This is a genomic window from Streptomyces coacervatus (assembly GCF_029223485.1).
Taxonomy (GTDB): domain Bacteria; phylum Actinomycetota; class Actinomycetes; order Streptomycetales; family Streptomycetaceae; genus Streptomyces; species Streptomyces coacervatus.
The window spans coordinates 1-26735 of the sequence record NZ_JARHTP010000043.1; the positions used below are offsets into that span (position 1 = coordinate 1).

Below are 26735 nucleotides of genomic sequence, written 5' to 3' on the forward strand. Positions count from 1 at the left end.
GCCACATACGCGGCCGCTTCGTCTTTGTCTGCCATGACTCGTCCGATCCGCCCGGCCCGAGGGCCCGAGGGCGAGCCCCGGGCCAGGTTTTCACATCACGGACTTACACGATCTTTCAGACACGCTCTCGACCGTCGGGAGAGGTGGCCAGAGTTGGGTTGACGCCCGCTTGTCCCGCTCCTCAAGTTGGCTCACTCTCGACGGGCGAGAGGCAGTGGAACGACGACGCCGGAGCGTCTGGCCAGTTGCTCGCGGAGGGCCGCGTTCTCGGCGAGAAGGGTGGCGATGACGTCGCTGCGGCGTCGACCTGCTGCTGAAGTCGTTGGCGCTCTTGCCGGTTGCCCCTCAGTTGTTGGCGGAGGCGGGTGATCTCCTCCTGTGTCGCTGCCGCGTACCGCCTCGCCGATGGCCGATGCGTCGTCGAGTTGTCCCGGGATCCCCGTGAGCCGCTGGTGGGAGGGCAGTTTCGCGGGCGTACGGGCGTAGGCGACGACCGCGTGGCCTCCGGCCAGGGCCTGGTTGATCAGGAGCAGGCCGGTGGGGCCGGTACCACCGAAGACGGTTATGCGCATGGGTTCACCTCTACGGGACCGGGCTATGAGGCAGGGTTCATCTCCACAGCTCCATCCGAGCAGTGGCCTTGGGCGTCGCAGAACGCGCCTTCCGGAGCGCTGATGAGCGTGAGCGCGGGTGGAGGCGTGGCGTGGGAATCGCCGTCGCCGGCCGCGACGAGGGTGTCGCAGTCGGCCGACTCGGTGTGACGCGTGGTGGGTGCGGTCATGCGGACGCTCCCCGTGCCTGCGCGATGGCGGTTGCGTAGCCCTGGACATGGGTGGCGCCGGCAACGGCGTGAGTGCCGTTGAAGACCGCGAACGGCACACCCGTGATGCCGAGCGCCCGGCCCGCCGCCCGTTCGTCGCGGACAGCCTGTGCGTAGGCGTCCCCGGACAGCAGCGCGCGCGTCTCCTCGGCCGGAACTCCGGCGTCGGCGGCGACCTGGACCAGTACGTCGTCGTCGAACGGGTTGAGCTCGCCGGCGAAGTAGCCGCGCTGCAACGTCGAGAACATCGGTGTGGCCACGCCGTGAGCGCGGGCGAGATGCAGAGCCCGGTGGACGTCGAAGGTGTTCGCGGCCGGGCGGTCCACGCTGTACGGCAGGCCCTCGGCGCGGGCCAGTGCGGCCATCTGCGCTTCCATCCGGCGGGCGTGCTCGGCCGTGCCTCCGTGCTTGGCGACGAACACTTCCGGCACCGATACCGGTGTTGAGGCCATGTCCGGATCCAGTTGGAAGGAACGAAGGACCACCTCTACCGGCCCGGCCGCAGCTGTGGTGACGGCCTGCTCGAGCCTGTGCTTGCCGATGTAGCACCAGGGGCAGCCCAGGTCGGTCCACCACTCGATGACCAGAGGAGAGCCGGTGTCCGGTGTCGGTGATTCCGGCGCGGTGGACATGGTCATGGAAGCCTCATTCCTGTGCACGGGTACGGCGGTTGAAGGGACAGATGCCGGCGACCCACTGGACGAGCAGGCGACCGATCTGCCCCGAGCGCGGGTTCGGTCCGGTCATCGCAGGCGGGGCTTCGGGCTGGTCCGGGTCGGGAGCCAGACACCGCGGACGACGGTGGGTCCCGGTGCCGGACAGCCTCGGGTCAATCCGGAAGACCGTCCCGCGCCGGGCGTGTTTGCAGCCGAGAGCGACGCTTTCAGGCTCTACAGGGCGGCCTGGAAGGTTTCGGCGAGCTTGCGGGCCTGCTCATGGGAGTCCGCCAGGGACGCCTCGTGCAGCGGTACCAATTCGGACATGGCGGGGACGACCGGGGCGAGGGTGAGCTCGGGGGTCAGGACTCTCACGTCGAGGCCGAGCGTCTGCTGATGTCCCAGGACGGTTTCGAGGGTGGGGATCACATGGTCCATGCCGTGGTTGGGGGTGCCGGGGCCGTAGCCGCCGCCCCGGGCGGATACCACCAGGGCGGGACGGCCGGCAGCCGGCGGCCCGTCGGGAAGCGCCATCGTGGCACCCACGGTCATGACCTGGTCCAGCCATGCCTTGAACACCGAGGGCATCGAGTAGTTGTACATCGGCACCGTGAACAGGTAGGCGCTCGCGCCGAGGAACTCCCCGATCAGTTCCTCCTGGATCGCTGCGGCCGCGGCCTGCTCCGGGGTGCGAGCGGCTTGGTCCGCGCTGCGCGCAGCGATGCCGGCGGCACTGAGGTGAGGCACCGGTGCGGCTCCGAGGTCACGGTGCACGACCGGCCCCCGCCAGGAATCCCGAAAAGACTGGGCGACCTGCCGGGACACCGAGTCGGCGCCCAGGGAGGAGGAATCGATGTGCAGCAGATAGGACATGAAGGTGCCTCCGAAACCGAAACTTATCTTTTGTGCGCAGCGCCATCATGCGATGGTATGGAGACCTCTACAAAAGGCACATTCATGTCTGTACCGAAGGAGTATGTGCGCCATGGACACCGCCGGCGTAACCGCCAACACGATGCCGACAGGGCCGTGCGCCCGTATCCCCGCAGGGCAGTCCGCCTTCATCCGCGAGATCCTCGAGCGTGTCGGCGACAAGTGGACACTGCTCGTGATCGCCACCCTGCAACAGGGCGTGCGTCGCTACTCCGATCTGCACCACACCGTGCCGGGGATCTCCCAGCGCATGCTCACCCTCACGCTGCGGCAGCTCGTCCAGGACGGCCTCGTCACCCGAACCGCATACGCCGAAGTCCCCCCACGCGTCGAGTACGCCCTCACCCCCCTCGGGATCAGCCTCCTCGACATCGTCGGTTCCCTGATCGACTGGGCCTCGACCCATCACGACGAGATCCGTGAGCACCGCGCACACGCCGCCCGGGCGACAACGAAGCCGACACCCGCGAACGCGAAAAGCTGACCCTCTCCAGGCCCCGCGTGGTCGGCAGGCAATATTCGTCACCCCTTGCGGCTCTTCGCAGGCTGTCGTGGCCGGTCACACCAGCACAATGTGACGGAGCCCCTTAGTTTGCGAGCGGCCGCGAGAGAAGACATGGTCGGAGGCCTGGTGGAGCGCGATAGCTTGCGAGTCTGGCGGGTCGAAGCTTGCGAGTCTGTAGTCGTGTTGGTCACCCGTCGTGACCGTGAAGTGGCCCGGTCGGGCGCTCGGCGAGGGTGCCTCGCAACGCCAGGCGAAGTTGGGGCGAGCAGCGTTGGGCTGAGGTCGCCTCCAAGGCGCCGCCCCAGCGTGGGTGGTTCCGGCCTGGGGCGTGCCCCAGCAGCTCGGTGAGTTGTTCTCTGAGATGAACGGCGGGCAGGCGCAGGCAGTGTCTGGACATGGCCAGCAGGGCGGCCGTTGCTGGCGCGGACTGCGGGGTGATCCTCCAGGATGTGTCGAGCCGGGGCGGGCCCTTGATCTGGGGTTCTCGGCGCTCGATGAGCTCTTGTTGCGTGTCGTGGTGGCTGCTGAAGGCGTCGAGCAGTTCGGTAGGCGCGGACACTTCGGGGTGGTGCGGCCATGCTGCCGAGATGATGGTGGCCATGAGGTTCAGGTCGGCAAACGACGTCTGAGCATCGACCGAGGCGGTGCCTTTCAGCAGGTCGAGCAGTTCTTGCTGGACGGTGGCGATGTCGGTGGTTAGCGGGGGCAGGTCCTGGCCGGTGTGATGGGCGGGGCGATCGAGGCGGGCTCCGCAGGGCTGCTTCGTTGCGAGGGCGACGGTCCGGCGGCATTGCGCTGGGTGGAGGCTGGCGAGTCCGTGGGTTGGGATTGCCGAGTTGGTGCCCGGCGTCCTTTGGAGGGGCTGCTGTTGGCAGGCGGGACAGACGTCTCGGAGGAAGACGTTGTGATCAAGGCAGGCGAAGACGATCGGTAGATGCCACAGTCGTTTCCATGGGCCGCCGTGCAGGTTTTGGATCGTCGACCCGTCGCCGGCCAGGCAGCTGGGGCAGTAGCTGGTGGTTTCGAAGCGGAGCCAAGGCGGCAGGGCCGTCTTCTTGCGGAGCAGGGGCAGCGCTTCGGCGAGCGGCGGGTAGCGGTTGCTGAGCGGCCGCAGGGTGAGATCGTCGACAGCCTCCTCGTCGAGCATGGTCGCCTTCGCGAAAGATCGCAGCTGGGAGGCCTCCAGCCGTAGCAGGAGTCGGCTCGGGATGGAGTGAGCGCCTTGCTGGCTCACCAAGCGGCTCACTCCTGTACGTCTCCCCAGTTGAAGTGGGCTTTCGTCGAGGCGGTGGCTGAGACGGAGAATGAAGCCGAACAGGCTCTCGCCGGGCAGAGGGACCAGACTGCGGGGCAGAGGCCGGTCGTCGAGCAGGGTCTTCACGCGGTTGCTGTATCCGGCCTGGGACCGCGGTCGTCGAAGACGGTGTTGCGGCCGGGGCGACGCGGGGAGCGAGGCTCCGGGACGACGGCTTCGGACTGGTCCTCGGCATGGCCGTCGGTGCGGTCCTCCCTGCCGATCACGATGTCGTCGAGCAAGGTCTCGTCGAGGATTTCCCGACCGCTGTCCATGGCCTCCTGCGCGCCGTCGGCGACGAGCCGGCCGAGGATGCCGACGACGCCCTCGCACCGCCGGAACAGGTACTCCGGCATGGTCCCCGTGGTGAGCATGCCCGGCTTCGCGTTCATGAGCCGCAAGTGGACTTCGATCCCGTGCAAGTGGTCGGTGAACGCCTCGATCTCCCTGCTGGTGCCGTAGCGGAAGCGGTCCAGCTCGACCATCTCGAAGCGGCGCTCGGTCTGGGTGACCTCCAGGCCGTGGACGCGGGTGGTTTCCAGCGGAGGCAGGATCCACTGGCGTTTCCTGGCATCCCACTTCGCCTCGCGCAGCAGACCCATGCCGGGGATGTTGACGCCGGTCAGGATAAGGGTGACCTGGAAGCTCATCAGCGATCGGATCAGGTCCAGGACGTCCTGATCGTCGGCCCGGTGCATGCGCAACCGGTTGATGTCGTCGAGGATCAGCGCGCGGACGCAATGGTCGCGTAGTGAGGCGGCGACCTGACGGATCAGCTGGGGGAGCGTGAGCTGCCGGGGCTGCGGGCCGAAGAAGTTCAAGATCGCCTGACACAGGCTCTTCGGACTGGCCGTCACCGGGGTCTGGACATAGACGACCGGCGCGTGGAGGTCCAAGGTGCCTTCGATCGCGTTCGGATTGATGGACTGGTGCAGGTCGAGCCAGGTGTCCTCGAACGCCGCTGTGACGGCGCAGACCGTGGCGGTCTTGCCGTGGTTGCCGGAGCCGCTGACCATGATTCCCGAGAGCGTCGGGTCGTCCTGCTTGAGAACGTTGCCGTTCAGCCGCCGGTTGATCAGGCGGGCGACCCTCGCGGACATCGGGGTCTGCTGGATCGGCAGGTTCACGTTCGTCAATCGGCGCAACAGGTCGTAGTCCGCCCGGCGGTCCGGCGGGAGCAACCCCCGTTGGGCCGCGGTGAGTATCGGCGGCGGAGCCGACATGCCCCGGCTGGTGCGGAAGTGCTGCCAGCCGTCGAAGGTGTCCCGATGGTGGCGGGGACGAATGATCAGTTCGGCGATCTGGGTCCGCGTGGGCAGCCCTGCCGACACGTTCTGGTTCACGCCCCCTCCTCGGCTGTCTTGGGGGCGTCTTCGCCGAGCCCGCCCGGCAGCAGGAACAGGCTCCGCCGTCGCAGGACGTCGTCCAGGAGCGGTGGTGCAACTGGTTCACGACGCTGTGCCGCTTCTCGGTGTCGGCGCCGTGAGGCGTCGACGGCCCGCTCGATCCCCGGGATCACGGTCGGAGCTGCTTCCTCGGCGGCGGGAGGCCCGCCCGCGGCCCGGTCGGCTGCCGCGGTGCGGCCGCGCGAGTCCTCGCGGGCCAGGGCGGACCGTTCCCGCTTGCCGCCAGGGGTCTTGCCTCTCCTGGCCTTCTGGGTCGGCCACTGATTCACCGGGGTGGTCGCGGTGAGTAGTTCGACCAGGACCGGCAGCAGCTCTTCCTCCGAACGCGGCGCGAGACCGTGCCGGCGGACGTGTTCGAGCAGGTCCGTCACGCTCGTGTCGGAGAACGCGGGGACCTCGCCCTCGGGCGGCAGCCCTGTCCAGTGCAGGGTGTGCCAGGTGTCGTGGTCGTCAGGGTCCTGGAAGAACACCTGCCGGCGGTCCCGCCGATCGCTGTGGACCACCCACTTCCCGGCGTGCTTGCCGCCGCGCCCGGAGGGGCCGCGGAAGCGGTCCTGCTCCAGGACGTTGGTGTGATACCAAAGGCCGAGGATCTTGACCCCGCGTCGCGGGTGAATCTTCACGTGGTGCTTGCGCAGGACCTTGTAGTAGAGCTCCGGTGCGGGGATCTGCATGGACCAGCCGCCCTGCTCCATCGCGACGGCGAACAGCGAGTTGGGACTGTGGTCCTCGCCCGGCCCCCAGGCAGGGGCGTACTCGCCGAGCTTGCGCGTCTGCCAGATCCGGACGATCCACGTCGCGATCAAGTGCTCCATCTGCGTGAGCGTCAGGACCGCGTCGGCTTCCGGATCGGCGCCGCGGTCGGCGACATCTGCGCCGGTGAACCCCAGCAGGTGCTCGAACAGCAGTGTCTTGATCGCGCCGAAAACCCGCTCGACGGCGAACTTGTCGGTCTGCCGCAGGACTCGCGCGGGCAGGATGTTGCAGCCCAGTTCGCGCTCCGCCTCCACCAGGTCGTGATTCTTGTAGGGGCCGCCGTGGTCCGTGGTGACCGTCTCCGGCGCGAAGAACGGCAGTCCCGCAACCTCGTGACCGGCGAACTCGGTGATGATCTCCGCCGGGACACCCGGATAAGGCCAGGCCATGTCCTCGCCCCAGCCCTCGCGCATCGGCAACGGCATCATCACGTCTCGCAACAGCATCGCGACGTCGACCGAGGTGTCCGAGCCCAGGGTAAGCCGGAACGCGGGCAACGAGTGCGTGAACAGGTCGAGCCCCAACGTCAGCGTCGCCGCGACCGGCTCGCCGAACACCGTCTCACGCAGCTGGACGGGCAGCGGTGTCGAGTCCAGGGCCAGGACCTGCCCCGGCCGGTGGACCACGAACCGGTGTCCGACACCGGCCTCTGCCCCGGCTGCGGCAGTACGCAGGTACCGCTGCCGTCCGCCGCCCGGCCCGAACCATTCCTCCCAGACCCGGGTCAGGGTCCAACGCGAGGGGATCTTGTCGACCGGGAAGTCGGGGAACGTCTCACGAACATACTGGTACAGCAGACGGTGCTTGGCCCTCATCCCGATCCGGGACCGGGGCCCGCACTCCTTCCTGACCGCGAAGATCGCCTGACGGATCTCCTCAGTGACGCTGGGATGGCCGATCCGGCGCCGGGTCCAGCGGCCGTCCGCGCAGGCCAGCAGCAGGTTCTCACCCTCCAGCGCGGTCAGTCCCTGCAGAGTTCGCAGGCCCAGGCCCTTCAACCCGAGCATCTCCGCCTCGTGCGTGGGCATCTCTCCCAGCTCGTCGACCTTGGCCTGCCGCCGCTGGGTCAGCGTCGTCCACTCGGGATCGTAGGCGGGCCTGGGTTCACCGGGCCGGGCCCGGGACGGATGGCCGTCGCGGAAGCCGGTCGCGACCTCCCTCACGTGCTCGGCCCTGATCATGGCCTGCTTCAAGCGGGTTTCCGTCAGATCGGCCCGGCTGCGAGGCTGTCCCGCGACTCGTTCCCGCCGGTCCGGCCGCCGGCCCCCAACGTGACGGACGTCCGGGTGCTGGATCAGCCAGCGGATCGTCCGCTCTTCCCTCCTTCCGTCCTCATGGACCAGGCGGAACCGGCCGAGCTGCGGCTCGATCGACTCGACCCTCCACTCGACTCCGTTCAACAGCAGACGACCGCTGACGGCGAGGTTGCGCAGCCTGCCGACGGTTGTCACGGCCGCCCCCGCGGTGAGGCGCCGAGCCAGACCGGCGATCCGTCGTTCAAGGGACTGCCCAGATCCGTGGCCAACTTCCGGTGCCAGAGCAGATGCGTCGCGTGCGCGCGAGCGACCACCGGCAACCTCGTTGCCCTGACCACCTCCCCGAACGTGAGTTTGCCCGCCTCTTCGACGGCGGCCAGCAGCTCCCCCTGGAGCCGCATCGGATCCTGCAACGGGCGACGCTGGGACGACAGGAAATCCAGGACGCTGTGGACGTGCGGACGCCAGCCGGCCACCACCGAATACCGCCATCCGACTGTCTCCGCCACGTGCCGGGCCGCCGCGAACTTCAGGGCGTCGAGCGGTCCGATCAGCCGCTCCGGCCGGACGTCGAACAACCACCCGCCCCTGCCGGGCATCACCGCCAGGAAGTCCGGGGTGTGCCGTGCGCGTACCCCCTCGTGCTCGAAGTCCAGTTCAAACGGCTGGGCCAGCACATCGACGGCCCGGAGGAAGTCCAATGCGAGCAGCAGACGCTGCTCCTCCAGCGACTCGAAGCCGTGGTGGCGGCCGGTCGACACCATGAACTGCAGCCCCGGCCGGTGCCCCTGCCTCGCCCTCCAGGTGAACCGGCGAACCGGAGACGACAAGCCGACAGGCACCGAGCCGACCTCGCTCACCGGCCATGCCGCCGACCCGCCGCCGACCTGCCACGAAGTGATCCATCGCCGCTGCCAGCGCTCGGACAGCGCCAACCGATCCCGTGCCGTCTCGTCCCCTGCACGTTCCATGATCATCATGTCCAGACCGCATGAGTCGGACCGGACCACCGACCTGGTCGCAGAAGCCATGTATCCAGAGGAGCAGCCACGGCATATGCCGGGATGGGATCACCGAAAGTCTTCGAAATTGCTCACCAGCGACGGTTCAGTTCAGTGATTCGCTCCCGTCCTGTTCCAGATGACTATGGTCAGGACAAGGTTCTGAGCTGCGATGCCGAAATATGGCGACCTGCAACAACGCCGTTGGTGCCGGGTGTTGCATCGGCGACCACCTATGAAACATCCGGTTCCGTGCGTAGGTCGCGGCGGAGTTCCTCGGGGAGGTTGAAGGTGATGGATTCGTATGTGGTCTTGACCGTTTCGGCGTCCGCGTAGCTGTGCGCGGCCAGCCACTGCAGGACGCCGTCGACCAGGACGTCCGGGACGGAGGCGCCGGAGGTGACGCCGACCGTGGTGACGCCCTCTAGTCAGGCCTCGTCGATCTCGCGGGCGTTGTCCACCAGGTAGGAGGCGTCCGCGCCGGCGCCGAGGGGGACGGTCAATGCGATGCGCATGGTGAGTGCCGCCTGGTCGGTTGCGACCGCGGCGCCCAGAGCGAGGGCGGTCGCCACACTCCACCACAGATGCAGCCGGAAAGTGCCGGGCATGTCCGTTGATTTGAGGCGTCCCTTGGCGGTCACGACGTAGGTCAGCGGTCGCCCGTACAGGCCGCGAAGTCGGCGGCGGTGAAGATCGGGCCGGTGGCCTGGCGCAGTGCCGTGTAGCGCAGCCCGAGACGGCTCCGTTCATGGGCGGTGGCGTAGAACTGGCGAAGCCACAGCTGAAGCGGTGCGATGCCGGCCTGGGCGCAGCCCCACAGCAGCATCACCAGTGACCACCGGCCGAACTCCTCGACCCCCAGTAGCAGATGCGCGGCGGTGAGCAGCCCGGAGACGACGACCGCGAGCAACGCGACGGGCTTGCACACGTCGTGCCGAGGCAGGCCGCGCACCTGCGGAACTGCCGCAGAGATACCCCCTCGCAGTCAGAAGGGTTGCTGACGAACGCTTTCCCGCTCGGTCGGCGACGCGTGGCGCGAGGCTTTCTCGCGGGATCAGCCCAGAGAGGAAGTGATGTCGCTGGCGGAGAAGTAGTGTGGGTCGACGTAGCGGTTGCTGATCATGTACCAGTCGAAGGTGCCGCGGATTATGCCGTAGGCGAGGCTCAGATATTTGCTGATCGCCTCTTGTTTCGTATGGTACCCGTCGACCAGCCGGGGAAGATCGTTTTCGATCTGAAGCATGGACCTGACCATGTCGTCCTCGATCTTGCCGGTGAGGTCGATGGAGGTCTGCAGGTCCAGGCCGTACTCGCGTTGCAGGATCGTGACGAAGTTCGGCTCTCCGCTCTTCACGTCCTTGTAAAGGCCGATTAGGTCGTTTTGGAGGACGACGACGAACGGAAGGATGTCGGTGATCATCCGCACGTGTTGCTCGTCGGCGACCTGCCGGATGTCGAGGCCGGACTCGTGTGCCAGGAAGATGGCGCCGTGTGCCATGAAATAGCGGGTGACGATGTCTTCTTGACGGCGCATGAGATAGGTCATGGCGCACACGGTCTCTGACTGGTCGGTGAGGATGTGCGAGCGAACCGCGCCGAGGTAGCGGAGAAGGTCCGAGATGAAGGCTGAGTAGAGTGCGGGTGTGGCGTACGCTTCGCTCTCCTTCAGCCATCGGTGCCACGCTTTGAGCAGCGCGTCGTCGTGGGGTGATGGTCGTGCGCCGTCCACGATCCGTGACAGCTTGCCGAGGTAGGAGAGTTTGGTGTCGGCGCCGACGGCGACGTTGTCAATCAGGTCATCGAAGAGGAAGAACAGGGCCAGGTTGAGGGCCCCGTAGAGTACAAGGTCCTTGCTGCACCTGGCGTTGGTCAGGGCGGAGCACTCGTCCAGTTTCATGCCGAGTAGGACGTCGTGCCCTTGAGTTCCCGGCTGGATCAGTTCACTGTCGACCAGCCAATCGACGTAGGCCGTCCGGACCTCGGCCAGATGCGGGCTGAGGGCGTGCCGCACCGGGAGGAGGAGCCCCGGGAGATGAACCGGTTCGAGGCCTGGAAAGTCATAGGGCACGCTGGTGAGGCGTTCGCCGTAAGGTTCGACCTGTCCGTCTGTCTGGATCCGCCAGCCGCCAATGCCGTCACTCATAGGGTTCTCCGTCCCGGTGCTTTAGGTTGATGCCTCGCATTGCGAAGGTGTTGACCAGGGCCTGCGAGCCGACATAGACCGCCGAGCGGCCAAAGGCGTGTTTGAGATGTGGTCACAGTGCTTGCCGTATCAGGGCGAGTTGGATGGTGGCTTCGTAGCGGACGGCGTGGAAGCTGCCTCCCAGGCTCGCGGGAGTGGACATCTCGGTGTCGACCGCACCCAGGTAGTGGCTGAAGGTCACGACGAACAGGGTCCACCTCTCGGGCAGGTCTGGCGCGTACAGGCAGCCGAGGCGGTCGCATTCTCGTGCAGGTCCGGCGCGGTGCGGAACGGCGAGGTCGTGAAGGACAGGTTGTTGCCGATCCACTCGCCTGACTTGGCCAGGGTCTTGTCGGTGTCTGGGTGACCACGAGCCGGGATGCGGGCGGCCAGTGGACGGAGGTGGAACGTTGGAGGGGGTCCGGCAAGTAGGCGGGGGACCAGGTGTCGCCGCGGCTGAGGTCGTGCTGCAGGCGTTCTCCTGTGCGGTCGCCTATGAAGCATGCGTTCCTGTGTGTAGGTCGCGGCGGAGTTCCTTGGGGAGGCTGAAGGTGATGGATTCGTCGGCGGTCTTGACCGTCTCGACGTCCGCGTAGCCGTGCGCGGCCAGCCACTCCAGGACGCCGTCGACCAGGACGTCGGGGACCGAGGCACCGGAGGTCAGGCCGACCGTGGTGACGCCCTCCAGCCAGGTCTCGTCGATCTCGTCGGCGAAGTCCACCAGGTAGGCGGCGTTGGCGCCGGCGCCGAGGGCGACCTCGACCATGCGCTTGGAGTTCGAGGAGTTGCGGGAGCCGACGACGATGACCAGCTGGGCGTCCTCGGCGAGCTTCTTGACCGCGGTCTGGCGGTTCTGCGTGGCGTAGCAGATGTCGTCGCTGGGCGGGGAGAGGAGGTTGGGGAACTTGGTCTTGAGGGCGTCGACGGTCTCCATGGTCTCGTCGACGGAGAGGGTGGTCTGGGAGAGCCAGACGACCTTCGACTCGTCGCGGACCTCGACGTTGGCGACGTCGGCGGGGCCGTCGACCAGGGTGATGTGGTTGGGGGCCTCGCCGGAGGTGCCGATGACTTCCTCGTGGCCCTCGTGGCCGATCAGGAGGATGTCGTAGTCCTCCCTGGCGTACCGGATGGCCTCCTTGTGGACCTTGGTCACCAGGGGGCAAGTCGCGTCGATCGTGGCGAGGTTCCGCTCGGCGGCCTCCGCGTGCACGGTCGGGGCCACGCCGTGTGCGGAGAACATGACGATGGAGCCCTCGGGGACCTCCTCCGTCCGCTCGACGAAGATGGCGCCCTTCTTCTCCAGGGTCTGTACGACGTACTTGTTGTGGACGATCTCGTGGCGGACATAGATCGGGGCGCCGTACTGTTCCAAGGCTTGCTCGACAGCCTGAATCGCGCGTACGACACCGGCGCAATAGCTGCGGGGAGATGCGAGCAGGACGCGGTGGCGGGTCACTGGTCCACCATCCTTTCTGCGGGCGTCAGTTGGGCGCTCGTGGTTAGATGCCGGTGAGAACCGGGGTGACGGCCCGTGGCGGTCGCCCTTCGAGGGCCCTCATGACACTGCCGCCCCCGGTTCTTCCGGAGCTGTCGACCGGCAACAGAGGGACGCGCCGCAGAGCGCCAGTCAGTGACCGCCCGGGGCTCAGCTTCGTCACCGGCCTGTCGCTGATAGGCACGAGGAGAGCTGTGGCACTGCCCGAGAGCGCGTACTACGTCGGCATCGACTGGGGATCGTCCGAGCACACGGTCTGCGTCCTGACCGAGGCCGGCCGCGTCAGGACCGAGTTCGCCATCACCCACACCGCCGTCGGGTTCGCGGACCTGATCCGTCGGCTCGGGAAGCTCGGCCAGGCCGAGGACATGCCCGTGGCGATCGAACGGCCCGACGGTCGGCCCGTCGACCAGCTGCTGGAGGCCGGACACCCGGTGGTGCCGGTGAAGTCCAACGCCATCAAGGCATGGCGGGACGCCGAGGTCCTGTCCGGCGCGAAGTCCGATCCCGGTGACGCCATGGTCATCGCCGAGTACCTGCGGCTGCGGCACCACAAGCTCAGCCCTGCCCGCCCGTCCTCCGGACAGGCCAAGGCACTTCGCACCGTGGTCCGCACCCGCGACGACGTGGTGCGGCTGCGGGTGATGGCCACCAACATGCTCTCCGCGCTGCTGGACGCCTTCTGGCCCGGCGCCAAGACCCTGTTCGCGGACGTGGAGTCGCCGATCGCGCTGGACTTCCTCACCCGCTACCCGACCCCGGTCTCCGCCGCCGCACTCGGTGAAAGGCGCATGGCCGCGTTCTGTGTCAAGCACTCCTACTGCGGCCGCCGCAGCCCCGCCGACCTGGTCAAACGCCTGCGTTCGGCCCCGGCTGGCGTCACGGGTGAATCCGAGACCGAGGCTGGCCGGGACGCCGTCATCGCGCTGGTCACGGTGCTGCGGACGCTCGCCACGGTGAAGAAGGACCTCGACCGGTCCGTCGCCGCCCACCTCGGCCAGCACCCCGACGGGCGGATCTTCACCTCGCTGCCGCGGGCCGGGCAGGTCAACGCTGCCCAGATTCTGGCTGAATGGGGCGATTCCCGCACCGCCTACGGCGGCCCGGACGCCGTCGCCGCGTTCGCAGGCGTCGCCCCGGTCACCAAGGCATCCGGGCGCATGCGCGGAGTGTCCTACCGATGGGCCTGCAACAAACGCCTCCGCCAGGCCATGGTGACCTTCGCCGACAACAGCAGACACGAGAGCAAGTGGGCAGCGGACATCTACCAGCGGGCCCGCGGCCGGGGTATGGACCACCCGCATGCCGTCCGCGTCCTGGCCCGCGCCTGGATCCGCGTGATCCATCGCTGCTGGCTCAACCACGAGCCCTACCAGCCAGACCGGCACGGCGGACTGCAACGTCTCACAACCCCACAACCACTGGCTCAAGCGGTGTGAGGTTGACACAGGGGGTGTCATGAGGTGCGCTCCGTAGGATGCGCCCCCTGCGAAAGGAGGTGGTGGGTGTTACCGAGGGCCTTGAGGACGAAGATGTCCGCGAGGACTGGGAAGTCATAGGGAATGGGACGTGGTGCTGCCTGGTCGGGGACAGACGTGAAGCCGCCGTCGGGCTCTTGCTGGTCCATGAGGTAGCGGACTCCGCTCAGGCGCCAGGGCGCACTCCCTGACGGGAGGGACGCGGTCAGGGCGTGTGCGGTACTGATGGGGTCGCTGGGGTCACCGCTGCGATGGCCCCAGCCGCCGTCCGGGTTCTGTGCGCCCTCCAGGTACCGCAGGGCGAGCGTGGATACCTGGCTGATGCCCGTTCGGAAGCGGGCCACGTGGCGGTGCGGTGCCAGGGAGAGTGCGTGAAGGGCGCGGGAGATCGCGTAGGCATCGGCTCTGCTCCAGCTGCGTTCGAAGGTGCCGTCTGGCTTCTGCGTCCGCAAGAGGAAAGCGACGGCTGGTTCCAGCAACGCGGCATGACGGTCCCAGTCGGGCGCCAGCGCACTGATCGCGTTGGCGGTCATGGTTATCTCTGAAGCGTGACCGCGGCGGTAGGTGGGGAAGCCGCCGTCCTCGTTGGCGATGTGGGTGAGGTACCGCCCCGCCCGGTTCAGCTCATCGGCATACCGGGACGGGTCCAGGGCGGAGAGGAACTCTGCGCTGCAGCTGGTGTCGTCGACGTCGGTCTGTGTGACGCTTTCGGTGTAGGACCAGCCACCGTCGGGAGCCTGATGGATTGCCAGGTAGTCGCCCATCCGCCGTAGCAACGCCGGATCCGTATCGACCCTGGTCAGGGCCAGGCCGGCCAGAGCCGTGAGCCACACGGTCATGTCGGTGATGAAGGGGAGGCCGCCGTCGGGGTTGCGGTGCTGGAGTATCCGGTCGATGTCCTCACGGACCAGTCGACTGCCGGGCAGGAACCGGTTGACTGCGTGGAGGGCCAGCAGGTGAGCGGACAGATGCCCTTCCCAGACCTCCCGTCTGCTGCCGTCCTCGACCTGCGAGGTCAGGAACTCCCGGTCCTGCTCTCTGAGCAGATCCGGGCGCCCGCGCCCGTAGGCATGGAGGATCTTCACGGCGCTGAGCGTGACTCCCACCCAGGAAGCATGCCCGTGGTACTCGACAGCGGACAAGTTCACCTTCTCGTCAGGGGGTGTCGCACCCAGGACCATCAGGTAGGTGTCGAACATCAGCCTTTTGCGCGCCGCGGTGAAATGCTCGAAGCCCCCCAGGAGCGCCTCCACCTCGACCTGGGGCGGCCGGTCGGACAGGCAGATATCCGCCAGCTGCCGCTCCAGCGCCGTCAAGGCGCGATCCTCGCGCTGCGACTGAAGAAAGCGAGCGAGAGACTTCCTTGTGCCCGGGTAGATGCGTTCCCGGCGCAACAGGGCGAGCATGAGCGCGGATTCCAGGACCCGGCTGCCGCAGGCCTCCTGAACCGCGCCCCGATCATCGATGTGCGTCACGAGGTGTGCGGTCAGCTTCGCGACACACTCCCCAAGCCGTGTGGAACCCCCCGCGGCGGCGGCCCTCGGCCCAGCGGCACCGTGCTGCAAGGACTGTGAAGTTGCGGTCATGGTCGCGACGCCTCCCCTGTGGCGCCAACAGACCACCACCAGGCGATCGACGGGATCGGCAGCGGTTCGGGGGAGTCATCACTGGGAGTGTCGCGCCATCCTGCAGTGTGGAAGGCGAGACTGCTACTGCTGAGTCCGTCGAGATACACATACCGGTCGGTGATCAGGCACCAGTCCAGCACGCCGCGGATGTAGTGGCCCAGGCCTTGCAGGTACCGGCGGATCAACGGGTCGCCCTCGGCGGTAACCTCCTCGCGCAATTGAAGAAAACGACACATGACTCGGTCACGCATCGCAACCGCAGCCTTGAGAGCCTGACCGCTGGAATAGCCATAGGTGTTGCGGACGGCATCGATCAGATTGTGACCATCTCCGCTTCGGTGACTCTCCTTGGCGTAGGAGAAGATATCGGAGTCCCACATCGTCACCGAGTCGGCCATTTCAGTCAGGGCGCGGATCCGCCGGTCCTCCCAGACCGTTGAGGGCAGGTCGATGCCCTCAGCGATGTGGGGAAGCACAGCAAAAGCCAGCGCACCCGCCGCGTACACGCGAATGAACGCATAGTCACTCAAGTTCGGCGCCACATTTCGCGCGATATTGCAAGCCTTGTAGGCCTCCACGAAGAAGTATCCGCGCATCGCATCTACCCAGCGCGCCACCTGTACTGGTGTGGCCACAGCATTCAGACGTAACCGGATGTCGCGCAACGCTTGTGCGAAGGGATCGTCCTGGACGAGGAGTTCGGGACTTTCGATGGCCCGCTGGAGTCGGGACATGGCCTCAATCAGTTCACCGGGGCGGGTGCCCAATGGTCCCTCGTCGCAGATGTCGTCAAAGGCGAAAATCCACGCGGCCAGGTCACTCGCCACCTGTACTGCCACCTGGTCGCCACGGGGGATCGTAAGTCCGGCTACTCTGTTCAACCCTGCAATCACCCGCTCGCGTTGCTGCTGCTCCTCGCACAGACCAAACCTCGCCAGGAAATTGACCGAGCATGCGTCGATCTCTGCAGCGTTTGGATGGATCAGTGAGGGAATTGGGCAGTAGCAGGCAGGGATTTTCAGCGGGGGCACCGATTGGACCACAGCGGCCTCCTTTGGTGAGTGTTCGGCTTGGGTGCTCTCCTGCTTTGGCGGTTCCTCGACAGGGACCGCGGGCAGGGCCTTTGGCGTCAGACCGTCTCCAGCAGGGTGCTGGCCTGCGCCGTTATGGGATACGCACATCCTCGCGGTCGGCGGATACCTCTGGTCGGCGCGGCCAACACAGCTAGTCGAAAGGGCGCGCACTCACGCCCGGAAGCCGCCTGCCTATGGGGCGTGCAGGACGCCATAGGCGATCCAGCAACCCAGGAGCCAGGCCTCGATGGCCGAGGAAGGCGACGCCGAGTAGGGCCCACAGGGTGACAGGGGCACGCTACGGATGATGTGCCGGGGATGCGGTGACGTGTTGGTGGGCCTTGGCCATTGGGCGTGTGGGGTCATGGGGCCACCTGGGCGGGTGGAATGGGCTGTGGGCGAAGGGCTTTGGCCAACACGGTGGGGGCGAGCAGGGCCATGGGCGAGGTGCGCATGTGCTGGACTCGGGCAAAGCGTCGGTACAGGTCGAGGTCGTGGGGGATGCGGTTGATCAGGCGGCCCAGGTACCAATGCGCGGCTCGTGGCAGGACTTGGGTGCGCTTGGTAGTCCAGGCAAGGTCGGAGCTGGTGGCCATGAGCCAGGGGATGCGGATGATGCGGGCGGCGCGGCGCTGGAACTGGCGGGTCGACTCGTGGCGCTCCAGCCAAGCGGCAAGGGCCTGGGCCTGCAGGGCGGCGACCGTGAGGCCCTGGCCGTAGATGGGGTTGAACAGGCACAGTGCGTCCCCGACGGCGACAAGGCCCGAGGGCCAGGTGCGCTCGCGGTGGAGCAGGCGCCATCGATTGCCGTGATCGACAAACCGGCGGGCCGAGGTGAGGGGGCGGTGGGTCTTGAGGTAGTCGGCGGCGAAGGTGTCCGGGAGGCTTTCGGCGAAGGACTGGAAACCGGTGTCGTCGACGGGGCATTTTTCCCCGGCGGCGCCAGCCAGGGTGACCAGGCAGCGGCCGTGCTCGACGGCCACGATTCCGCAGGCCCGGTGGGCGTGCGGGGCGTAGGCGAGCACGCCCCGGGCGGTCCAGCCGTCCTCGGGGTGTCCCTCGAACAGCCGGGTGGTGTAGGCGACCTGAGCGTCCACGCTGCGTTCGCGAGGTGGCGAAAACCCGGCAGTGGTAAGCCATGTGGACAGTTGGGGGCCGCGGCCTGCGGCGACGACGACCAGGTCGGCGCCGATCTCCTTTCGCGTCCCGTCCAGATGCCCACGCACCCCGCGGATCGAGGTCGGTTCGGGGCCGTGGCTCACCAGCCCGTCGACGCGGAAGCCGTCGGTAAGTGTCACGTTCGGCAGGGCCAGCACGCGGCGGCGGATCTGCTGCTCGAGGAAGGGACGGCTCAACGACTGCACGCCGATGCCTGTGGTGGTGAGTGGGGTCCAGCCGGATGGCAGGAAGAACCGCATGGCTTCGCCGAAGTCCTGGACGGGGACGCCCGCGGTGGTCAAGTCGCCGCGCAGCCCGGGCAACAGCGCCTCCAGCGTCAAAGCCCCGCGCTCCAGGAGGTAGTGGGCGTGATGGCTTTGCGGGGTGCCGCGCCGGAACGCGGCGTCATCGGTGATGGTGTCGCGTTCGAGAAGGGTGACCTGGCCGAAGTGATCCGCCAGGGCCCTGGCGGCGAGCAGTCCGGCGAATCCGGCCCCGATCACGATGGCGTGTTCGCGCCGGGGTTTCTCGGCCGCTGGAATACGCGAGGGCTGCGGGACATGAGCCCCAACGGAGCCCGGGCCTGCGTCTGTGTCGCAGCCGCGCACGGATGGGTTCTCGGAGGGTAAGGGCTGGGGCGAGGTGTCGGCACCCGCTTGTGGAGTGGTCATGACGTGCGCTCCACGGCTCGGGCGGCGAGGTGCCGTAGGGCGGCGGCGGCCGGTTTCGGGTACGGGACGGCGTCGAGGGCGGTGAGGGCCTGTGCGTACCGGGTGGCGATCATGTCTTCGACCGTGGCGTGGGCGCCGGTTGTGTCCAGGACGGCGCGGATGCGGGCGGCGCCGTCGAGGTCCAGGTCTGCGGTGCCGACCAGGGTGTCGAGGAGTTTCCGCTGGGCGGTGTTGGCGCGCTGGGCGGCCAGGGCGAGCAGGACCGTTTGCTTGCCCTCACGCAGGTCGTCCAGGACGGGTTTGCCGGTGTCGTCGGGGCGGCCGTAGACGCCGAGGAGGTCGTCGCGGAGCTGGAAGGCCTCGCCGAGGGGAAGGGCGTAGCGTGAAAGGGCGGCGGTCAGGTCCGGGTCGGCGTCGGCGAGGATCGCCCCGCAGTGCAGGGGGCGTTCCACGGTGTACTTGGCGGTCTTGAACCGGATCACTTGCAGGGCCGCTTCGTGGTCGGTGATCGGTCCGAGCGGTGTCATGAGGTCCAGGTACTGGCCGTAGATGACCTCTTGGCGCATGACGTCGATGACCCGGCGCAGTCCGGCGAGGCGGTGGGGCGGGTGGCCGGCGCTGTGCAGGAGTTCGTCGGACCATGCCAGTGCCATGTCGCCGATCAGGATGGCCGCGCTGGTACCAAGGCGGTCGTGGCCGTGCCGGACGGCGATCGAGCGGTGCACGGTGGGCCTGCCGCGGCGGGTGGCACTGTTGTCCATGATGTCGTCGTGGATGAGGCAGAAGGCGTGGAACATCTCCAGCGCCGCCGCCGTGCGCACCACGGCCGTGTCGTCGTCCTGTCCGCCGACGGCATGCCAGCCCAGTACGCAGAGCAGGGGCCGCAACCGCTTCCCGCCCGCGGTGAGGAAGTCCCGCAACGCCGCGGACACATCCAGGGGCAGGCATTGGTCCTTGGCGCTGCGCGTCTTGGCGTCGAGGAAGTCGTGCAGCGCCGTGTCGACCCGGCTCTGCAGTGCCGCGAGGTCGATGGGCTGAGCGTCCAGGGACGGGGCGGTCATGCGGTCTCCCCTACCGGTTCGGTGGGTGCTGGTGCTTCGTCGGTCAGGCGCAGGGCTTCGTCGAGGAGGGCCTCGACCACGTGGGACTCGGGGACGGTGCGGACGACCTGGCCGCGGACGAAGATCTGGCCCTTGCCGTTGCCGCAGGAGACGCCGAGGTCGGCCTCGCGGGATTCGCCAGGTCCGTTGACGACGCAGCCCATGACGGCGACGCGCAGGGGGTGGGGGAAGCCGTCGAAGGCCGCTTCGACCTGGCCGGCCAGGCGGTGGATGTCTACTTGGAGGCGGCCGCAGCCGGGGCAGGAGACGATCTCCAGCTTGCGCGGACGCAGCCCGAGGGAGGACAGGATGTGGTTGCCGGCCTTGACCTGCTGCACGGGATGGTCGGAGATCGAGACCCGGATGGTGTCGCCGATGCCCTCGGCCAGGAGGATCGCGAAAGCGGCCGCGGACTTGATCGCGCCCTGCATGGCGGTGCCGGCCTCGGTGACGCCGAGGTGCAGCGGGTAGTCGCAGGCGTCGGCGAGCAGCCGGTTCGCGGCGATCACCGTGAGCGGGTCGTGGTGCTTGACCGCGATCTTCAGATCGGTGAAGCCGTGCTCCTCGAAGAGGGACGCCTCCCACAGCGCGGATTCGACGAGCGCCCCGGGCGTCGCGGATCCGTACTTGGCCAGCAGGCGGGGGTCGAGGGAACCGGCGTTGACGCCGATGCGGATCGCCACCCCGGCGGCACCAGCAGCCTTGGCGATCTCGCCGACCTTGTCGTCGAACTTCTTGATGTTGCCGGGATTGACGCGCACGCCCGCGCAGCCGGCATCGATCGCTTGGAAGACGTAGCGGGGCTGGAAGTGGATGTCGGCGATGACCGGGATCGGTGATTTGGCGGTGATGGCGGGCAGGGCGTCGGCGTCGTCCTGGGAGGGCACCGCAATACGGATGATGTCGCAGCCGGCAGCGGTGACCTCGGCGATCTGCCGCAGCGTGGCGTCCACGTCCGCGGTCAGCGTGGTGGTCATGGTCTGCACGCTGATGGGTGCGCCGCCGCCGACGGGGACATCGCCGACATGGATCTGCCGTGTGCGGCGGCGCACCGGCGTCTGCGCGGGCAGGGCGGGCAGGCCAAGGCCGATGGCCGTCATCAGGGCCTCCGAGCAGGATGAGAGAGGGCAGGGCGTTCGGAGGGGAAGCCGGCGGCGGGATCCGCGATCAGCTCTCGCACGGCTCGGGTGATGCCCGCGGCGTCCAGGCCCGCTTGGGCGAGCAGGGCTTTTCGCGGGCCGTGGGGGATGAAGGCGCGGGGCAGGCCCAGCACGGTGACCGGAGTGTCCACGCGGGCATCGCGGCATGCCTGGGCGATGGCCGAACCCGCACCGCCGGTGCGGGAGTTGTCCTCGATGGTGACAGCCAGCCGGTGGCGGGCGATCAGCGCAGGCAGGGCCGCATTGACCGGGATGACCCAGCGTGGATCGACGACCGTGACTCCGAACCCCTGTGTCTCCAGCAGGGCGGCGGCCGCGAGTGCGGCCTCGGCCATCGGACCGACCGCCACCAGGAGGACGTCGAGGGGGCGGCGGGTTGAGCGGTGCAGGATGTCCAGGCCGTCGATGCGGGCCAGGGCCTCGATGTCGGGCCCCGCGGCGGCTTTGGGCAGGCGCAGCAGGGTGGGCCCGTCCTGCATGTCGATCGCTGCGCGCAGCAGGGTACGCAGCCGGGCCGGATCGCGTGGGGCGGCGATCCGCAGGCCGGGGACCGCGGAGAGCAGGGACAGGTCCCACATGCCGTGATGGGAGGGGCCGTCGGGTCCGGTGATGCCCGCCCGGTCCAGGACGAACGTGACCGGCAGCCGGTGCAGGGCGACATCCATCAGCACCTGGTCGACGGCCCGGTTGAGGAAGGTCGCGTAGATGGCGACGACGGGGTGGAAACCACCCATTGCCAGCCCGGCCGCGCTGGTGACGGCGTGCTGTTCGGCGATGCCGACATCGAAGACCCGCTCGGGGAAACGTTGCTGCATCGGGTGCAGGCCGGTGGGCCGCAGCATCGCCGCGGTGATCGCGACGACGTCCGCCCGCTCGGCCGCCACCTCCGCGAGGGCCTGGCCGAACACGCTGGTCCACGAGCGTGCCCCGTTTGAACGTATGGGGGCGGGACGGCCGGTGGCCGGATCGACGGTACCCACCGCATGCAGACAGTCCGCCACATCCTGTTCGGCCGGGCCGTAACCCTTGCCTTTGACGGTCACCACGTGCACGACGACGGGACGGCACAGGGCGCGGGCCCGGCGCAGCGCCTCTTCGATTCCTTCGGTGTCGTGTCCGTCGACGGGGCCGAAGTAGGTGAAGCCGAGGTCGGTGAACAGGTTGCGGCACACCGCCGCGCCCGCATCCTGCCTGAGCGCGGCCAGGTGCGCGGCGAGGGCGCCGGTGGTGGGGGCGTAGGAGCGGCCGTTGTCGTTGAGGACCACGATCACCGGACGCTGCGGTGCGCCGCCGAGGTTGTTGAGCGCCTCCCAGGCCATACCACCGGTGAGCGCGCCGTCGCCGATGACCGCCACCACCGCGCGGTCCTGCTCGCCGTTGAGCGCGCGGGCCTTGGCCAGGCCGTCCGCGTACGACAGAGCTGTGGAGGCGTGGGAGTTCTCCACCAGATCGTGGACCGACTCGCGGCGGGAGGGGTAGCCGGACAGTCCGCCGGCCTGCCGCAGCGTGCCGAACTCCCCGGACCGGCCGGTCAGCAGCTTGTGCACGTACGCCTGATGCCCGGTGTCGAAGACCAGGCTGTCGCGGGGCGAATCGAAGACCCGGTGCAGAGCGAGAGTCAGTTCCACCGCGCCCAGATTCGGGCCCAGGTGCCCGCCCGTCGCGCACACGTGCCCGATCAGAAACGACCGGAGCCGGCTCGCGAGCTGGCCGAGCTCCGGCTCGGCCATGGCCTTCAGCTGCGCCGGATCCGGGAGTGGGCAGGAGACTTCTGCGCGACCGGGTGGGGCCGGTAGGTGCGCCATTCGGCTGGTCCTTCCGCCTGATGGAGCGGCAAGCAGTACGGCACGGGCACGGCGAAGCAAGCCCCTGCTGGGTCGGCCTCACGCCAACACGCCGCAGTGAAATGCCAGTTCAGCACCCCCGCACCCCGCCGATCCAGGCCTGGAAGCCGTGAAAAGGTCGCACAACTCGCAACCTAGTGAACTTGTGAAACGCGGATACGGGGGCCCGGCAACCGCAAGGCGCGACGGACGGGCCGCTTGGCGCGGTACTCCCGGTGCCGGTGGGGTGATCGCACGGCCGGCGGCCCCCGGACCACAGCAACAGGCACCACCGGCACCCTGCGGACTCCTCCGCATCCGCCGGTCACCGACCCGTGTGCGGGTTCACCGGGGGTGTGCGCGGCGCGCCGGGGGTGGGAACTGACGACTCGCATATGTCTGCCGCACACGCTTACCTCCGCCCAGCCCCCTTCGTTTGACTGCCGTGCGGCTCCCAGCGCACGCGCCCCCAGACCCAGCGTGCGAGCGGAAGGGGAACTCGCCGTGCAAGATCCTTTCTTAAGCGCCGAAGTCATCACCGCCGCAAGGGCATTCGGTAGCTGCCGGCCCGGGGCACGGAACTCGACACCGTCCTCTCCCACGGCCGCGGCACGTCGCCCGGGATCGGGCCGGCCCGCACCGGTGCACGGCGACACAAAAGTGATCAGCGCCGCTTCGGCCGACACTGACCGGGATCGAGGCACCAGACCCCGCACACCGTGCGCAGCCTGGTGATCACTCGATACCCGGGTTCGCCTGACAAGTCCTGCGGCATATAACCAACGCACGTCTTGTCCCCGTACATGCGCACAGCGCACCGGCGACCGCTGCAATGGCGCGCGGCTGCAGGACGCACCCCGTCTTCAGACACCGGCACGAGCGTCACATGCTCGCCAGCCCGGGAGACACCCATGCCGCGCATCTCCAACACCCGACTCACACTCTTACTGGAGGCGGCCGACTGGGCCCCTGCCCAGTTCGCCGCCGCACTCCGGGGCATCGCTGCCGAGCAGGGCATGACGTTGACCGTCCATCCCACCACGGTGCGGCGCTGGCTGGAGGGCACCCAGCCCCGCCCCCCGCTTCCCGCTCTGATCCTGGAATGCCTCTCCCGCCGCCTGGACAGGCGCATCACGGCCCACGAAGCTGGCCTCACCCGAGCCCCGGCCCAACTCGTGGATCCCGCCTGGGAGGCCGACCCCATGCGCAAACTCATCCACCTCACCCACGCCGAGCTCGACCCGCACCGTCGCGCCCTGCTCGGCGCGGGCGTCCTCACCGCCACCGCACTCGCCTTGCCCGCCCAGGGCCAGACCCCGGCCATGTCCGAGGGTCCGGAACGCTCCGGCCGCCGCGCCACACAGGGCGACGTGGCGCAATTGGGGGCCATGGCCTCGGTGTTCGCCACCTCGGCCGACCAGCACGGCGGCCAGCACATGCGCGCCGCCCTGGCCGCCTACCTCGCCCACGAGGTCACTCCCCTCCTGCACCGCCCGGCTCCCACCCAGGTGCAGCACGGCCTGCTGGCAGCCGCCGCCCGACTGGCCGTGCTGCTGGGCTCGATGTGCGCCGACAGCGGCCACCACGCCGTGGCCCAGCACTACCACCAGATCGCCGCCCGCCTCGCCAGCGACGCCGACGACCACGTCACCCTCGCCATCGCACTGCGCACCATGGCCACCCACGCCCACGACCTCGGCCGGCACACCCCCGCCGTCCTGAACCTCGCCGAACAGGCCGACCAGCACGCCCGGCATGCCCCGCCCGCCGTCCGCGCCTACACCCGCATCCACCTGGCCGTCCTCAGCGCCCATGACAACCGGCACGCAGCCGTGGCCTCCCTCGCCCGCGCCGAACACCTCCACACCCAGGCCAGCGCCGAACCGGGACCCTTCAGCAGCTACCCGGCTGGCGCCCTCCATTACCAGCGCGGCCAGGTCCTTGCGACCCTCAAGGACCACACCGGCGCCCTCACCGCACTGACCACCTCCCTGCGGGTGCGCACCCCGACCGAACGCCTGCCCGCCGCCCTCACCCACGCACGCCTCGCCGAAACCCACCTACGCCTCGGCCACATCGAACCCACCCTCACCCACTGGCACGCCCTCCTCGACGCCTACCCCACCCTCCACTCCTGGCGCGCCGACCAGCGTTTGGCCGCGGCAGTCCAGCACCTGCGGCCCCACCAACAACGCACCGGCGTCGCCGACCTCCTCGACCGCATCACAGAACTCACCAGCACGCCCCGCTGAACAGGCGTCGCCCGGCGGCTCCTCAATCTCCGGACCGTGCGCGCCGCCGCACACCACTGGGCCGGCAGGAATCGACTGAACAGAAGAACGATCGAACGGATCTTGCATAGTCAGAATCGTGCCCGCCCGCACGCGTGGGCCGCCCTGCGACACATAGGTCCCTCTGCCCCTGCACTCCATCGGCCCCACTGTGGAGGGTGCCCTGCGGGGCGATGGGTGCAACGCCTCGTCCGGGGCGTCGAGGACCTTGCCGGCTCCGCCGTTCTCGACGGCGTGGTCGGTCGGTCCGCTCCATCAGGTCATCGCGGGGCTGGCCAGTCCGGCGATGACCGCGGTGGCCATGCCGGTGAGGGCGGGCTTGTGTGGTCCCAGAGCGACAGCCGTGACTGCCTGCGCATCGCGGGGACAGGACAGCTCCGCCGGGCCACCGAACAGAGAGTAACCGGCAACTCGCTCGCAGGCTGTCGTGCTCCACTCGCAAACTGTCGTGCTCCGTCACACACAACACGCCTGACGAGAGTCGCGATGTTCGAATTATGTTCGATACATTGATCTAAGAAGGTTGCGAATAGGCCCTGACTGGGGTGTGCGCCATGCCACGAGCATCCGCTCCGATCCCGGCGTCGAAGCCCCACACCAGATGCCGTGGCGAGACACTCTGATGCGTCTGGTGAATCCGGGAAGCGCCGGGTGAACACCATGACCCGCGACCGCGCCATCCTGCGCATCCACTTCCACCACGACGGCAACGAGGACCTCTACCACCAGCTCCTGGCCGTCCTCGACGGAATCTCCCCCCGCTGGCAGGCCCTACCCCCGACCGCCGCCGACCAAGACGTCACCGGCGCATTGAAGTACTTCGACCGCCACCCCCGCGACCTCGCCCTCCTCATCGCGCTCCGCGCCGCCGCGTTCTACGGCGTCCAGACCACCATCGGCGGCGGCAACTCGATCCTGATCGCCGCCATGGCCGCCGACACCACCCCACCCGGCCGGATCACCATCGTCGACCCCACCCCGGACGCGATCGCCGCCTTCCTCAACCCCCGCCCCGTCCACGCCCTGCCCGGCATCGGCCCCGCCACCGCCACCCTCCTGACCCGGCACGGCCTGCACACCATCGGCGCCCTCGCTGACACCCCGCCGCTCACCCTGCAGCGCCTCCTCGGCAAAGCCACCGGCCGAGAGATCGCCGACCGCGTCCGCGGCCACGACCACCGCCCCATCACCCCCGGCTCCGCCCCCGCCTCCCGCAGCGCCCGCCACGACTTCCCGCACGACGAACTCGACCCGCTACAGCACCGCCGCGCCCTCCTCGTCCTGGCCGAACAACTCGGCGCCGACCTCCGCGCAACCCACGACGCCGCCGGCACCCTCACCATCGACATCCGCTACGCCGACCGCTCCCACACCACCCGCACCCGCACCCTGCCCGAAGCCGCCAACCACTCCGCCGCCCTCACCCACGCCGCCTTCCGCATCTACGACACCCTCGGCCTCCAACGCGCTCGCGTCCGCACCATCACCCTGCGCGCCTCTGCCCTGCGCACCGCAGCCGACGCCCACCACCAGCTCCTCCTCGACGCGAGCGACGACAAAGCCCGCCGCCTCGAGAAGGCCGCCGACACCGCCCGCGCCCACTTCGGACCCGACGCCGTCTTCCCGGCCTCCCTGGCCCCCTCACCCTGAACCGCCGGCACCTTGCGTTCAAAGAAGCCGTCGCCGAGACCCTCGCCGAACTGGCCCGCCGGGGCGTGACCCTCACCCCCGCGACGGTGGAGGACACCATCGAACGCAACGTGACAGACCTGACGGGGGCCCAGAGATTCTTCGACCGCGACGCCCGCGGCATCAGTGAACTGGTCCGCCTCAGGACGCTGGCCTGATTCAGCGTCGAAACCGCCCTGGCCTTCGTGCCCAACCGAATGCTGGCCGCCACCACACCGCCCGGCAGGATCACTGGGGCGTGTCAGTGATCTTGTGTAAGTCGCCTGGTTTCATTGGATGCTGAGCCGGTCCTCGAAGAAGAGTGAGAACTGGTTCAGTGCCTCTTTCCAGTGTGCGGCGACGTGGTTCGCGTCGCGCGCT

General features: G+C 68.5%; 23 protein-coding genes and 1 pseudogene. 5 read left to right on the forward strand and 19 right to left on the reverse strand.

The window, feature by feature from the left end:
- Positions 1-191 precede the first annotated feature (191 nt).
- From P2Q00_RS49920 to P2Q00_RS49935, 4 genes are all read right to left on the reverse strand, one after another.
- Positions 192-572: an NAD(P)H-binding protein gene (locus P2Q00_RS49920; protein WP_275781723.1), complete on the reverse strand. Its 381-nt coding sequence runs from the start codon at positions 570-572 to the stop codon at positions 192-194.
- A gap of 23 nt (positions 573-595) precedes the next feature.
- Positions 596-781 carry a hypothetical protein gene (locus tag P2Q00_RS49925; RefSeq protein ID WP_275781724.1) on the reverse strand — a complete coding sequence of 62 codons (186 nt, stop codon included), beginning with the start codon at positions 779-781 and terminating at the stop codon, positions 596-598.
- Complete coding sequence (locus P2Q00_RS49930) at positions 778-1458, reverse strand: DsbA family oxidoreductase (protein ID WP_275781725.1); 681 nt, start codon at positions 1456-1458, stop codon at positions 778-780. Before P2Q00_RS49930 ends, P2Q00_RS49925 begins: the two co-directional genes overlap by 4 nt.
- Before the next feature lie 252 nt (positions 1459-1710).
- Positions 1711-2349 carry an FMN-dependent NADH-azoreductase gene (locus P2Q00_RS49935; RefSeq protein WP_275781726.1) on the reverse strand — a complete coding sequence of 213 codons (639 nt, stop codon included), beginning with the start codon at positions 2347-2349 and terminating at the stop codon, positions 1711-1713.
- Between the two features lie 112 nt (positions 2350-2461).
- On the opposite strand from P2Q00_RS49935, the gene P2Q00_RS49940 reads away from it, so the two are divergent.
- The gene (locus P2Q00_RS49940) at positions 2462-2893 is read left to right on the forward strand and encodes a winged helix-turn-helix transcriptional regulator (protein WP_275781728.1); all 432 of its coding nucleotides are present in this window, start codon (positions 2462-2464) and stop codon (positions 2891-2893) included.
- Between the two features lie 208 nt (positions 2894-3101).
- On the opposite strand, the gene P2Q00_RS49945 is transcribed toward P2Q00_RS49940, so the two are convergent.
- The 9 genes and pseudogenes from P2Q00_RS49945 to P2Q00_RS49985 all read right to left on the reverse strand — a co-directional run bounded on the left by P2Q00_RS49945 (position 3102) and on the right by P2Q00_RS49985 (position 12265).
- Complete coding sequence (locus P2Q00_RS49945) at positions 3102-4295, reverse strand: TniQ family protein (protein WP_275781730.1); 1194 nt, start codon at positions 4293-4295, stop codon at positions 3102-3104.
- Entirely contained in the window at positions 4292-5551 is a 1260-nt protein-coding gene (locus P2Q00_RS49950; protein WP_275781731.1) for an AAA family ATPase, read from the reverse strand. Before P2Q00_RS49950 ends, P2Q00_RS49945 begins: the two co-directional genes overlap by 4 nt.
- Positions 5548-7821 (reverse strand): transposase, encoded by a 2274-nt coding sequence (locus P2Q00_RS49955; protein ID WP_275781732.1) that lies wholly within the window; start codon positions 7819-7821, stop codon positions 5548-5550. Before P2Q00_RS49955 ends, P2Q00_RS49950 begins: the two co-directional genes overlap by 4 nt.
- A complete protein-coding gene (locus P2Q00_RS49960; protein WP_275781733.1) occupies positions 7818-8597 on the reverse strand; it encodes a TnsA-like heteromeric transposase endonuclease subunit in 780 nt (259 codons plus the stop codon). The genes P2Q00_RS49955 and P2Q00_RS49960 overlap by 4 nt, the downstream gene beginning before the upstream one ends.
- 263 nt (positions 8598-8860) lie before the next feature.
- Positions 8861-9124: pseudogene (locus P2Q00_RS49965) on the reverse strand (4-hydroxy-3-methylbut-2-enyl diphosphate reductase); the annotation flags it as partial.
- A 152-nt stretch (positions 9125-9276) separates the two neighbouring features.
- Entirely contained in the window at positions 9277-9579 is a 303-nt protein-coding gene (locus P2Q00_RS49970) for a hypothetical protein (RefSeq protein ID WP_275781735.1), read from the reverse strand.
- A gap of 102 nt (positions 9580-9681) precedes the next feature.
- Positions 9682-10770, reverse strand: a complete 1089-nt coding sequence (locus tag P2Q00_RS49975) for a terpene synthase family protein (RefSeq protein WP_275781736.1) — start codon at positions 10768-10770, stop codon at positions 9682-9684.
- Positions 10771-10882: 112 nt separating this feature from the next.
- A complete protein-coding gene (locus P2Q00_RS49980; protein ID WP_275781737.1) occupies positions 10883-11011 on the reverse strand; it encodes a hypothetical protein in 129 nt (42 codons plus the stop codon).
- A gap of 291 nt (positions 11012-11302) precedes the next feature.
- Positions 11303-12265 (reverse strand): 4-hydroxy-3-methylbut-2-enyl diphosphate reductase, encoded by a 963-nt coding sequence (locus P2Q00_RS49985; RefSeq protein WP_275781738.1) that lies wholly within the window; start codon positions 12263-12265, stop codon positions 11303-11305.
- A gap of 233 nt (positions 12266-12498) precedes the next feature.
- Here P2Q00_RS49985 and P2Q00_RS49990 point away from each other — a divergent pair, with 233 nt between their 5' ends.
- Positions 12499-13743, forward strand: coding sequence for an IS110 family RNA-guided transposase (locus P2Q00_RS49990; protein ID WP_275781739.1), 1245 nt, complete (start codon positions 12499-12501; stop codon positions 13741-13743).
- 17 nt (positions 13744-13760) lie between these two features.
- Here the strand turns inward: P2Q00_RS49990 and P2Q00_RS49995 are convergent, their stop codons facing one another.
- The 6 genes from P2Q00_RS49995 to P2Q00_RS50020 form a co-directional block, all read right to left on the reverse strand.
- Positions 13761-15257 (reverse strand): prenyltransferase/squalene oxidase repeat-containing protein, encoded by a 1497-nt coding sequence (locus tag P2Q00_RS49995; RefSeq protein ID WP_275781740.1) that lies wholly within the window; start codon positions 15255-15257, stop codon positions 13761-13763.
- A gap of 107 nt (positions 15258-15364) precedes the next feature.
- Positions 15365-16453: a terpene synthase family protein gene (locus tag P2Q00_RS50000; RefSeq protein WP_275781741.1), complete on the reverse strand. Its 1089-nt coding sequence runs from the start codon at positions 16451-16453 to the stop codon at positions 15365-15367.
- A 392-nt stretch (positions 16454-16845) separates the two neighbouring features.
- Complete coding sequence (locus tag P2Q00_RS50005; RefSeq protein WP_275781742.1) at positions 16846-18144, reverse strand: monooxygenase; 1299 nt, start codon at positions 18142-18144, stop codon at positions 16846-16848.
- A 164-nt stretch (positions 18145-18308) separates the two neighbouring features.
- Positions 18309-19373: a polyprenyl synthetase family protein gene (locus P2Q00_RS50010; RefSeq protein WP_275781743.1), complete on the reverse strand. Its 1065-nt coding sequence runs from the start codon at positions 19371-19373 to the stop codon at positions 18309-18311.
- On the reverse strand, positions 19370-20512 hold the full coding sequence (gene ispG / locus P2Q00_RS50015) for a flavodoxin-dependent (E)-4-hydroxy-3-methylbut-2-enyl-diphosphate synthase (protein WP_275781744.1): 1143 nt from the start codon (positions 20510-20512) through the stop codon (positions 19370-19372). The genes P2Q00_RS50010 and ispG overlap by 4 nt, the downstream gene beginning before the upstream one ends.
- Positions 20512-22302 (reverse strand): 1-deoxy-D-xylulose-5-phosphate synthase, encoded by a 1791-nt coding sequence (locus P2Q00_RS50020; protein WP_425579663.1) that lies wholly within the window; start codon positions 22300-22302, stop codon positions 20512-20514. The genes ispG and P2Q00_RS50020 overlap by 1 nt, the downstream gene beginning before the upstream one ends.
- Before the next feature lie 1004 nt (positions 22303-23306).
- On the opposite strand from P2Q00_RS50020, the gene P2Q00_RS50025 reads away from it, so the two are divergent.
- From P2Q00_RS50025 to P2Q00_RS50035, 3 genes are all read left to right on the forward strand, one after another.
- Positions 23307-24647, forward strand: a complete 1341-nt coding sequence (locus P2Q00_RS50025; protein ID WP_275781746.1) for an NsdA family TPR-like regulatory protein — start codon at positions 23307-23309, stop codon at positions 24645-24647.
- 699 nt (positions 24648-25346) lie between these two features.
- A complete protein-coding gene (locus tag P2Q00_RS50030) occupies positions 25347-26336 on the forward strand; it encodes a DNA polymerase Y family protein (RefSeq protein ID WP_275781747.1) in 990 nt (329 codons plus the stop codon).
- 65 nt (positions 26337-26401) lie between these two features.
- Entirely contained in the window at positions 26402-26533 is a 132-nt protein-coding gene (locus tag P2Q00_RS50035; RefSeq protein WP_275781748.1) for a hypothetical protein, read from the forward strand.
- Positions 26534-26735: the final 202 nt, after the last annotated feature.